Source organism: Microbispora sp. H10830 (assembly GCF_014161375.1).
Lineage (GTDB): Bacteria > Actinomycetota > Actinomycetes > Streptosporangiales > Streptosporangiaceae > Microbispora > Microbispora catharanthi.
In genome coordinates, this window is record NZ_JABBWX010000004.1 from 497,101 (window position 1) to 507,463 (window position 10,363).

The 10,363-nt window shown below is 73.6% G+C and carries 9 protein-coding genes; 1 reads left to right on the top strand and 8 read right to left on the bottom strand.

What is annotated here, in order from left to right; all coding sequences use genetic code 11:
* Positions 1 to 29: 29 nt before the first annotated feature.
* From HHX35_RS14655 to HHX35_RS14680, 6 genes are all read right to left on the bottom strand, one after another.
* A complete protein-coding gene (locus tag HHX35_RS14655) occupies positions 30 to 1,163 on the bottom strand; it encodes a VWA domain-containing protein (RefSeq protein WP_182899344.1) in 1,134 nt (377 codons plus the stop codon).
* Positions 1,163 to 3,424: a DUF5682 family protein gene (locus HHX35_RS14660; RefSeq protein ID WP_310739094.1), complete on the bottom strand. Its 2,262-nt coding sequence runs from the start codon at positions 3,422 to 3,424 to the stop codon at positions 1,163 to 1,165. The genes HHX35_RS14655 and HHX35_RS14660 overlap by 1 nt, the downstream gene beginning before the upstream one ends.
* 70 nt (positions 3,425 to 3,494) lie before the next feature.
* Entirely contained in the window at positions 3,495 to 4,562 is a 1,068-nt protein-coding gene (locus HHX35_RS14665; protein WP_182899345.1) for an AAA family ATPase, read from the bottom strand.
* Positions 4,559 to 5,944, bottom strand: coding sequence for a DUF5691 domain-containing protein (locus HHX35_RS14670; protein WP_182899346.1), 1,386 nt, complete (start codon positions 5,942 to 5,944; stop codon positions 4,559 to 4,561). The genes HHX35_RS14665 and HHX35_RS14670 overlap by 4 nt, the downstream gene beginning before the upstream one ends.
* Positions 5,941 to 6,945 (bottom strand): SWIM zinc finger family protein, encoded by a 1,005-nt coding sequence (locus HHX35_RS14675; RefSeq protein WP_182899347.1) that lies wholly within the window; start codon positions 6,943 to 6,945, stop codon positions 5,941 to 5,943. Before HHX35_RS14675 ends, HHX35_RS14670 begins: the two co-directional genes overlap by 4 nt.
* Positions 6,946 to 7,120: 175 nt before the next feature.
* Positions 7,121 to 7,846 carry a ubiquinone/menaquinone biosynthesis methyltransferase gene (locus HHX35_RS14680; protein ID WP_220505381.1) on the bottom strand — a complete coding sequence of 242 codons (726 nt, stop codon included), beginning with the start codon at positions 7,844 to 7,846 and terminating at the stop codon, positions 7,121 to 7,123.
* Positions 7,847 to 8,094: 248 nt separating this feature from the next.
* On the opposite strand from HHX35_RS14680, the gene HHX35_RS14685 reads away from it, so the two are divergent.
* Positions 8,095 to 8,640 carry a DinB family protein gene (locus HHX35_RS14685; protein ID WP_182899348.1) on the top strand — a complete coding sequence of 182 codons (546 nt, stop codon included), beginning with the start codon at positions 8,095 to 8,097 and terminating at the stop codon, positions 8,638 to 8,640.
* Positions 8,641 to 8,709: 69 nt separating this feature from the next.
* Here the strand turns inward: HHX35_RS14685 and HHX35_RS14690 are convergent, their stop codons facing one another.
* Positions 8,710 to 9,579: a fumarylacetoacetate hydrolase family protein gene (locus HHX35_RS14690; protein WP_182899349.1), complete on the bottom strand. Its 870-nt coding sequence runs from the start codon at positions 9,577 to 9,579 to the stop codon at positions 8,710 to 8,712.
* 249 nt (positions 9,580 to 9,828) lie between these two features.
* The coding region (locus tag HHX35_RS14695; RefSeq protein ID WP_182899350.1) for an RICIN domain-containing protein at positions 9,829 to 10,363 on the bottom strand (535 nt) is incomplete at its 5' end.

The following is a 10,363-nucleotide window of genomic DNA, read 5'->3' on the forward strand; positions in this document are numbered from 1 at the left end:
TACCGAAGACATGATACGGACATTACAAATCACCGTCCTGACACGAAAATGCGACCTTGGTCGTAGGACCGGCGCTCGATGGCGGCCGCCATGAGGCCGGGAAAGGCGTCCGGTGTGCAGGCGAAGGCCGGCACACCCATCGCGGCCAGCGCCGCCGCGTTGTCGTGGTCGTACTGCGGCGCCCCCTCGTCCGACAGTGCGAGCAGCACGATCACCTGGACCCCGGCGGCGGTCATGGCGGCGATCCTGCGCAGCATCTCCTCCCGCGGCCCGCCCTCGTACAGGTCGCTGACCAGCAGGAAGATCGTCTCGGTCGGCCGGGTGACGAGCTTCTGGCAGTAGGCCACCGCCCGGTTGATGTCGGTGCCGCCGCCGAGCTGGGTGCCGAACAGTACCTCGACGGGGTCGCGCAGCCGGTCGGTCAGGTCGGCCACGGCCGTGTCGAAGGCCACGAACGAGGTCTTGAGCGAACGCATCGAGGCGAGCACCGCGGCGAAGACGCCCGCGTACACCACCGAGGCGGCCATCGAGCCGCTCTGGTCGACGGCCAGCACGACCTCCCGCTGGACGGCCCGCTGCCCGCGGGCGTACCCGACCAGCCGGGACGGCACGACGGTCTTCCGCTCGGGGAGGTAGTTGCGCAGGTTCGCCCGGATCGTACGGTTCCAGTCGACCTCGGCCACCCTCCTGGGCCGGTGGGTCCTGGCCGAGCGGTCGAGCGCGCCGCCGACGGCCGTAAGGGTGCGCCGCGTGAGCCGCGCCTCCAGCTCCCGCACGACCGTGCGGACGACGGCCCTGGCCGACTCGCGGGCCCGCTCCGGCATCAGCCGGCTCAGCGACAGCAGCGTGCCCACCAGGTGCACGTCGGGCTCGACGGCCTCCAGCATCTCGGGCTCCAGCAGCAGCCGGGTCAGGTCGAGCCGCTCGATGGCGTCCTTCTGCATGACCTGCACGACGCCTGCGGGGAAGTACTCCCTGATGTCCCCCAGCCATCGGGCCACCCGCGGCGCGGACGCGCCCAGGCCGGCGCCGCGCCGTTCCTGCCCGTCGTAGAGGGCCGTGAGGGCGGCGTCCATCCGGGCGTCCGCTCCCTCCAGCGTCCCCTCCGCCGCGCCGCCCAGCACCAGCCGCCAGCGGCGCAGCCGCTCGTCCTCGCCGCCCATCAAGGCCTCCCGCCCGTCCCGCGTCCCAGGATGCCGCGCACGGTCCGCACGGCTCCCGCCGCCAGCCCGTCGTCGTAGTCCGCCCCCTCGTCGCCGCCCGGCGAACCGGGACGCAGCGCGGCGCCGGAGCGGACCCGCCCGCCGATCATGCGCCGCTCCGGCGCCGGGAACGCGCCGAACGTGCGCCGCAGCAACGGCAGCACGTCCACGAACGCCTCGGGCGACAGGCCGGTGAGCCAGGCGTCCACGGTGGCGAGCAGGCGCGGGTCGTGGACGAGCAGCAGGCCGCCCCCGGACAGGAAGCCCTCCATCCAGGCCGCCGACCGGGCCGGGGGGTTGCCGGGCGACATCGACCGCGCCATGCGGGCGGCCACGTCGTCCCCCAGCGCATCGGCGTCGAACAGGATCCGCACGATCCGGCCGTCGAGCAGCCCCGGCAGGTCGTCGCGCCGGGCGATCCCGGTCAGCGTCGCGAGCCACCGGCCGCTCCCCATCAACCCGGCCGCGGTGTGGACGCCGTCCATCAGCGCCGCCATCTCGCGGGCCGCGTCCTCGTCCAGTCCCGTGAGGGCGGGGGACAGCCCGGCGCAGATCCGCGCGAGCATCGACTCGGTGACGCCCGCGAGCCCCTCGGTGCCGCGCACGTCCCCGTACCGGCGGGCCCGCACGAGCGCGGGCAGCGCCCCCATGAGATGGCGCACCTCGCCGTCGAGCGCCGCCCGGTCCTCGATCCGCCCCAGGACGTACGGCAGCGCGTCCGGCAGGTGGGCGAGCAGGCAGCGCTCGACCAGCACGGACAGCTCGGGCAGGCCCGCGCCGCCCGCGAGGTCGCGGACGCGGGCCGTCGCCGCCGCCTCGACCGTGATCCCCCACACGGCGGCCTCGATCAGGGCCACGTCGAGCTCCGGACGCCACTCCAGCGACCAGGACTCCTTGAACGTCCCCTTGCTCCGGGCCCGCCGTGGCGTCCCCCAGGGCACGTCCAGCAGGGCGAGCCGGTGCAACAGCCGGCTTCGGCCGAGGTCGAGCGGCCTGCGCAGGTCGAGGTCGTGCTCCCCGGACATGGCCTCGGGCTTCATGCGCAGCCGCCGCTGCTCGTCGCGCAGGTCCCGCCGCAGCGGCACCATCGGCGTGGAGTCCGGCACCCGCCCGAGCCGCTCCCCCACGACCATCCGCCGCTGCACCAGCTCGACCGGCAGCTCGTCGCCGCCGCACAGCACCGCCCTGACCGCCTCGGTGACCTCCGACAGCCCGGCGAGCGGCCTGCCGCGCAGCGCCGCCAGCCCCTCGGCCAGCCGAACGGCCTCGATGACGTGCGCGGAGGAGACGGGCAGGTCCTCCTCCCGCAGGATCGCGGCGGCGCGGGCGAGCCAGCGCTCCACCGGGCGATCGGGCGCCGTGAACAGGTGCTCGTACCACCCGGGCGCGGCGACGCCCGCGCCGTAGCCCGCCCCCGCGGCGAGCCGTCCGTGGGTCCACGGCACCCACGTCATCTCGATCCTGACCTTGGGCAGACCGCGCAGCAGCCGATCGTCCTCGGCCGGGGAGGGCAGCAGGCGGGGCCCGTCCGGCGCGTCCGGGCCGGACCCGTCGGGCAGGCCGCTCCCGCGGGCGCGGCCTCCGGGCGGGGACAGCGCGGGCAGGGACAGCGCGGGCGGAGACAGGGCGGGCAGATGCCAGGCCCCGCAGACCACCGCGATCCGGGCGAAGCCCTCTCGCGCCGCCTTCCGCAGCGTCCTGCGCATGTACGCCTCGCGCCGGGCCTCGACACCTTCCGCGACGTGCCCCTCGCGCACGGCCCTCATCGCCTCGGCGACCACGTCGAGCGTCCCGGCCTCGCCCCGGTGCTCGACCAGGTCCTCCCACCACCGCTCCGGGTCGTCGTACCCCGCCGCGCGGGCGAGTTCGCCGATGGGATCGCGGCGTACGGGGTCGGCGTCGAGCGCGAGACCGTGCGCGGCGGGCAGGTCGCAGAAGCGCGCCTCGACGCCCGCCCGGGCGGCGTAGGCGATCGCCTGCCACTCCGGCGAGAACTCCGCGAACGGCCAGAAGGCGGCCCGCGACGGCTCCCCCGGCACGTACGCCAGCAGCGCGACGGGCGGGCGCATGCCGGGATCGGCGGCGAGCGCCACCAGGCCGTCGGCTTCGGGCGGGCCCTCGACGAGCACCAGATCGGGCCTGATCCTGTGCAGCTCGTCACGCACGGCCCTGGCCGACCCCGGCCCGTGGTGCCGCACCCCCAGCACCGACAAACGCGGCACAGACGAACCCGGCGGCACAGACGAACCCGGCACCGGCGCCCCCGGCCCGGACGAGGCGCCGGCGGCGATCTCAGCCGGCATCGCGGCAGGCCCGGTAGAAGTCGCGCCAGTCGTCGCGGTCGCGGACGACCGTCTCCAGGTACTCCTGCCAGACCACGCGGTCGGACACCGGGTCCTGGACCACCGCCCCCAGGATGCCGCCCGCGACGTCGGCCGGGCGCAGCACGCCGTCCCCGAAGTGGGCGGCGAGCACGATCCCGTTGGTGACGACCGAGATGGCCTCCGCCGTGCTGAGCGTGCCGCTGGGCGACTTGACCTTGGTCCGCCCGTCGGAGGTCACGCCCGCGCGCAGCTCCCGGAAGACCGTCACCACGCGGCGGATCTCCTCCAGCCCGGTCACGGTCTCGGGCAGCTCCAGGGAGCGGCCGAGCTGCGCCACGCGGCGGGCCACGATGCCGACCTCCTCCTCCGTGGTGGCGGGGACCGGCAGCACGACGGTGTTGAACCGCCTGCGCAGCGCGCTCGACAGGTCGTTGACCCCGCGGTCGCGGTCGTTGGCGGTGGCGATGACGTTGAAGCCCTTGGCCGCCTGCACCTCCTCCCCCAGCTCAGGGATCGGCAGCGTCTTCTCCGACAGCACGGTGATCAGGGCGTCCTGGACGTCGGACGGCATGCGGGTGAGCTCCTCGACCCGGGCCAGCCGTCCCTCCTCCATCGCGCGCATGATCGGGCTCGGCGTCAGCGCCCCGTGGGAAGGGCCCTCCGACAGGAGCCGCGCGTAGTTCCACCCGTAGCGGACGGCCTCCTCCGCCGTGCCGGCCGTGCCCTGCACGAGCAGGGTCGAGTCGCCGCTGATAGCCGCGGCGAGGTGCTCGGACAGCCAGGTCTTGGCCGTGCCGGGCACGCCGAGCAGCAGCAGCGCCCTGTCGGTGGCGAGCGTCGCCACCGCGACCTCGACGATCCTGCGCGGGCCGATGTACTTCGGCGTGATCTGGCCGCCGTCCCCCAGCACGTAGGTCGTCACCGCCCAGGGCGACAACCGCCAGCCCGGCGGGCGTGGCCGGTCGTCGGTCTTCGCGAGGATCACCAGCTCGTCGGCGAACTGGTCCTCCGCGTGCGGGCGCAGAACGCTGGTCATGCAAGCTCCTTGAGCATGTCGAAGCGGAATCGCAGGGTCGCGGCCAGTTCGGGGACCTCCCCGGCGTGCTCGTGCATCGCGGGGTCGAACCGCTCCCCCGCCAGCCGGATCAGCTCGCCGGCGTTCCACGGCTGCGTCCGCGTGGTCTCGACGATCTTCTTGAGCACGGCTCTCGCCAGCCGGTGCCCCCACGGCCGCGGCACGCCGCCCAGCATCATGACCATCTGGCCGTCCACCGGATGGCCCGCCACCAGCTCGGCAGCCCGGTGGGACCGCTCGTCCGGCGGGAGCACCGCCAGCAGGTCGGTCAGCGGCTCGGCCTCGAACAGGGCACGCGCCCAGGTCGCGTCCCGCTGCAGGATCGCGGCCCTGGTCCAGCCCATGCGGACCTCCCGCTCCCAGTCGCCGATCCGGGCCCCGGCGATCTCGTTCGGTGGCATGCCGAGGTGACCCGGCCAGAACGACAGCGGCGTGTGCGCCACCACCTGCTGCAGCCACCAGCCCCGCGTCTCCATCCCGGCGGGTGGCCGCGCCCTGACGCCGTCGCGCTCCATCGCTCCGTCGCAGGCCGGCGGCGGCTCCGCCCGGAGCCCGGAGCCGTTCCTGGTCACGAAACGGCGCGCCCGCGCGGTCATGCGGAGGGCCAGCCGCGACCGCGGCAGGCGGGTGAGGAGGTCGGCGGCGGCCTGCCGCACCTCGCGGCGCCGGTCGTCGAGCACCGCCTCCAGGAACGGCTCGTCGGCCATGCCGAGGCCGTCGGCGAGGATCGTCACGAAGACGGCCCGGTCCTCCGGCGTCTCCGCGCTCCAGCCGCGTTCGAGCAGCTCCCGCGCGGCGGCGGGGTCGCGGCGCCGCAACGCGGTCAGGAACGCACGCCTGTCGCCGCTCGTGCCGAGCTCCCACACCTCGTCGGGCGGCACCTGCGCCGGCTCCGCCAGCAGGTAGGCCCAGGCGGAGTTGAGACCGGCCAGCCAGCGGCCCCGGGCTCCGGCGACCGCCCCCAGGCAGGCGCGGATCGACCGGTCCCGCGCCCCGAGGTCGAGCAGCCCGGGGATCATCTCGGCCGGGACCCGCACCCGCCGCGCGGCTGCCGTCTCCAGCCACTCGGTCAGCAGCCTGCCCTGCTCACCCGCGAGCATCCGGGCCAGCCGGTCCGCGGCGGCCCCGGGCACGAGTGGCAGCGTCTCCGCCGCCGCCGGGGCCGGCGGCCTGCCCCTGCCCGGCCGCCGCCCCGCGCGCATCCGGACCACCTGCTCGGCGGCCCGCTCCAGGAGGCTCTCCGGCGGGACGGCGCGGCGGTCGGCACCGACCAGCGCGGTGGACACCAGTTCCTCCCACGAAACCCGCCCGGCCTCCCATCCGCCGGAAGCGGCCCGCGTCATAACCGCACCACCCCGCCGTTCTCGTTCCACGCCGTCAGCGGGAGCAGCCCGCGCGGCGTCCATTCGGCGGCGACCGTCACCGGCCGCCCGCCGGAAACGGCCAGCAGCCGCCACGGGACGCCCGCGGACGGATGCAGCGGCAGCGCGTTCCCCTCGTCGTCCGTGAGCCCGTCCGGGCAGGGGACGGCTCCGTCGAGCACCAGCGGCCAGGAGTCGGTCCAGGGATCGGCCGCGAGCACCTCCGCGATCAGCGCGGGCACCTGGGAGACCTTCGTCCCCGGGGGCGGCCCCGCGTCGACGAGGCCCCGTCGCGCGGCGACCAGGGCGCGCAGCGGCGACGCCCCCGGGTAGAAGGCCAGGTCGGCGTCGATCGTCGTGCCCGGCGGTGGAAACGACTCGAGCCTCTGCCCGGCAGGCGCGAACGACAGCACCATCGCCAGGCGGCCCGTCGTCCGCCCCGCCAGCCACACGCGCCGGGCGACCAGCCGGTCCTGCTCCTCGTCCCGCCAGCCGACGACATCCCAGTGGTCCGGCACCGCCGGGGTCGCCAGGACGGACTCCCTGGTGACGGGGAAGCCGACCCGCGCCCGCACGGTCTGCCGCAACGGCTCGGGCAGCGCCGCGGCACGACGGTGGGCGACCGCGAGCAGGTGAAGCAGCGCGTACTCACCGAGCAGAAGGCCCGGCCAGTCCTCGGCGCCGAGCACTCGCGAGAGCCGGGTGACCGTCCCCGCCACACCCGGCGCCTGCGCGTCGACCAGCCGCCTGGCGAGGTCGTCCCAGTCGGCCGGCCCCGTCTGGCGCGCCTGTGCGATTCCCTGCCCGATCTGGTCGGCCAGCCACCGCTCCAGCTCCGACAGACCCGCGGCGACCCTGCTCTCCCGCTGCTCGGCCTGGGTGCGCCTGGCCGCCTGGCCACCGCCCTCGGCGCCGGCCCGGCCACGGCCCGCCTCGGCGTCGCCCATGTTCCGGGTCGCGGCCCCGCCCCACCGTTCCTCCACGCGCCGCACAGTAGCCACGCGCTCCGACATTTAGGCTCGCTCGCGAAGTCGGGCCAGTTCACGGCCGGCGAGACGGTGTCCGGCGGACACCCTCGCCGCGGCGAGCCCGGGCCCGCCGCGCACGGTGATCCGGCGGTTCGCCCGGCGCCGGAGGATCAGCGGCGTCTTACGACGGCTACCGCTTCCGCGCCGAGACGATCATGTGAGTGCCGAAGAACCTCTTCTTCCACGCTATGGAGACGAAGCCGACTCGACGCAGGATCGCGACGACCTCCTGCGGGGTCATGAATCCCAGCGTGGATCTTTGCAGGTATGCGTACGACTCACGATCGCGCGCGACCATCTGGCCGAGAAGGGGGATCACCACCCGCACACCCAGGCTCACCGGGTATCGGAGCAGCCCTCGTGGTGGGCAGGTCTCCAGAATGACGACCCGGCCTCCGGGCTTGAGCACCCGGTGCTGCTCTTCGAGTACGCGCTCGACATCATCGACGTTGCGGAGGAGGTAACCATGCGTGACGGCATCAAATGACTCGTCATCGAAGGGCAGATCGTTCGCGTCCGCATGCTGCCATGTGATGGCGGACGCCCCCGGCTTGTTCGCCGCCTCCGCCAGCATCCGCTCCGAGAAATCGACGGCGAGGACGGCCGAGTCCGGATACCTCTCCAGTGCCGCGAGAGCGATGACGCCGGTCCCGGTGGCGATGTCGAGCAGGCTTCCACCTGGGGGGACTTCCGCGCTCGCCGCGACGTCACGACACCAGGCGGCATGCCGTCCCAGTGTCATGAGGCGATTCATCCGGTCGTAGTAGTCGGTGACTTTGTCGAACGTCCGCTGGACCTCTCGCCCCTTGGGCGACGGCCGGCCATGCGATGACATCCGTCGTGGCTCCTCATTCACCCTGCCACTTTGCCGAAGTCACCGCCGGTCCTCCTCCCCCGCAGGGGGGATCACGCGCCTCGCACGGATCCTCGGGCTTCGTGGACACCCGGTTTCTCGTCGCCGGCGGACGGCCGGGGGCAGGTTCCCGGCGCAGATTCCCGGCGGCAGATTCCTGGCGGCAGGTTCCCCGCGGCTGAGTGCGCAGTGCGCCTCGGGTGTCCGGCGCGCGGGCGGAAATGTCGGCGACGTCTGGCAGGGTCGGGCCCATGAGCGAGATACCCGAGGCCAACTATTCGAAGAAGTGGGACGACGCTTCCCGGTCCACCCTCCCCCTTGTCGGCGACGAGCGGGAGATCCTCACTGCCTTCCTCGACTGGCACCGCGAGACGTTCGCGCTGAAGTGCTCGGGCATCCCGAAGGATCGGCTGTCGGACAAGGAGGTGCCGCCGTCCGGGCTCAGCCTCCACGGGATCCTCCGGCACCTCGGGGGCGTGGAGCGGTGGTGGTTCCGCATCCAGTTCGCCGGCGAGGACGTCCCGCTCCTTTATTACTCCGACGACGACCCCGACCAGGACTTCGAGGATCTGGACGGGGACGTCGAGGACGCGTTCGCCGTGTGGCGGGCGGAGTGCGCGCGCTCCCGCGAGATCGTCGCCGCCGCCCGCTCACTGGACGAGACCGGTGTCCATCGCGCCACCGGACAGCCGGTCTCGCTGCGCCGCATCCTGGTCGGCATGATCGCCGAGTACGCGCGCCACAACGGGCACGCCGACCTGCTCCGCGAGCGAATCGACGGCGCCACCGGCCAATGAGGACATGAGCCGGGCGGTCCCCGGCGATCGCCCGCGACCGGTGAACGCCGAGCCGGCCGGCTCTCCCGATCAGGGGTCGATGTCCGTGACCGCGCCCACGGGGGTGACGAGGCGGCCCAGACCGTCGATCTCGATGCGCACCTCGTCGCCCGGGGTCAGCGTGAAGTCCGACTCGGGCACGAGGCAGGTGCCGGTGGCCAGGACCACCCCGTACGGATAGCGGTCGGCGCGCAGGAGGTGTTCGACGAGGTCGTCGATCCGCCGGTGGAGCAGGCCGGTGCTCGCCGAGCCCGCCCAGATCTCCCGGGAGTCGCGCGAGATGCCGAGACGGATGCCGAGGGCGTAGGGGTCCGGCACCTCCCAGGCGGGGCGGATGCCAGGCCCCAGCGCGGTTCCGCCGAGGTAGACCTTCGCCTGCGGGAGGTACAACGGGTTCTCGCCCTCGATGGAACGGGAGCTCACGTCGTCGCAGATGGTGTAACCGGCGATCTCCCCGTTGGCGCAGACGACCACGGCCAGCTCCGGCTCCGGGACGTCCCAGGACGAGTCGGGCCGTACGGCGATCGCCTGCCCATGCCCGCGCACCCGCCAGCCGAGCGACTTGAAGAACAGCTCGGGGCGGGGAGCGTCGTACACCATCTCGTAGACGTCGGGGGCGCGGCTCTCCTCTCTGCGCGCCTCCCGCGATCTACGGTAGGTGACCCCCGCGGCCCAGACCTCCGTCCATTGGTCCACGGGAGCCGCGAGCGAGGCCAGCGTCACGGCCTCACCGGCCGCCGCCGCGAGGGACCGGCGGAAGTGGCCGAGGCCGGAGGAGAGCGCCTCCCCGAGCGAGAAGTCCTCGGGGAGCAGGCGGTCGCCCTCCTCGTCACGGACGGCCCAGCGCGCGGGGCCCGAGACGCCGGCATCACCGGCGAGGTATCCACGAACAAGTCGCATCAGTATGTGCCTTCATGAGTCGAAGACTGTTTCTCATCGGCAACTGCTGCGGCCCATCGTGGTGGGAGCCGGCCCGGTAGGGAAGGCCCCGCTCCCGCGCGGGCGGTTCCCAGAGCCCTCCGTCGGGATCGGCACGGGGTGCCCACGGGATGCCTCGTCAGGGAACGCTCCGGTGCGGCGGATACCGCCGCACCGGAACCTCCTCACCGGAAGGAAAGGATCATCAAGCGGGGATCGCGGCCCCGGGCGTCAGCTCCGCGTCCATTTCTGGTTGTTGCCGCCCCAGCAGGAGTAGAGCTGGATCTGGGTGCCGTTGCTCGTGCCCGCGCCGACGGCGTCGAGGCACAGGTTCGACTGGACCCCGACGATGGTCCCGTCCGAGTTGAGGCGCCACTTCTGGTTGTCGCCACCCCAGCAGCTGTAGATCTGGACCTTGGCGCCGTTGCCGGTGCCCGCGGCGTCCAGGCACTTGTTGCCGTAGACCCGCAGCTCCTGGGCGGAGGTGTAGCTCCACTGCTGGTTGCTCTGACCGTTGCAGTCCCACAGCTGCACCTGGGTGCCGTCGCTGGTGCTCGCGTTCGGCACGTCCAGGCAGCGGCCGGCGGCGACGTTCTTGATCTGGCCACCGCCGCCGGACGGCGGGTTGCTCGGAGAGGCGGTGGGGCCGCCGGTGGAGGTGGAGCCGCCGATGGTGATGTTGGAGTTGCCGCTGCTCTGGTAGCCCTCGGTGGCGAGGATCTGGTAGTCGTGGCTGCCCAGGTTCATGCCGTAACGGGCCCAGGCG